The organism is Streptomyces sp. MMG1121 (assembly GCF_001280015.1).
GTDB lineage: Bacteria > Actinomycetota > Actinomycetes > Streptomycetales > Streptomycetaceae > Streptomyces.
In genome coordinates this window covers 1-390 of the sequence record NZ_LGDV01000087.1, presented here as the reverse complement: position 1 = coordinate 390, position 390 = coordinate 1, and the positions used below count along the sequence as shown (strand labels likewise).

1 protein-coding gene is annotated in these 390 nt (G+C 67.9%); it reads right to left on the bottom strand.

The window, feature by feature from the left end; all coding sequences use genetic code 11:
- A partial coding sequence (locus ADK64_RS09815) for an SDR family NAD(P)-dependent oxidoreductase (RefSeq protein ID WP_159046210.1) occupies window positions 1–390 on the bottom strand: 390 nt, incomplete at both ends.

The window sequence follows — 390 nt, the reverse complement described above, 5'->3', positions numbered from 1 at the left end:
GTTCGCCGCCGCATAATTGCCCTGCCCAGGACCACCAAGCGTGGCAGCAGCCGAAGAGAACAGCACAAACGCCGCCAGATCCGCGTCCCGCGTCAGCTCGTGCAAATGCCACGCAGCATCCGCCTTCGGCCGCAGAACCGCAGCGACCCGCTCGGACGTCAACGCCTGAACGACCCCATCATCGAGCACACCCGCCGCATGCACCACAGCCGTCAGCGGATGCCGCTCCGGCACCTCCGCCAACAGTGCTGCCAACGCCTCACGATCCGCCACATCACACGCAGCGAAGGTCACCTCCGCGCCCAGGCCCACCAGCTCGGCCCGCAACTCGGCCGCACCAGGCGCCTGCGGACCACGCCGGCTCGTCAACACCAGATGACGCACACCATG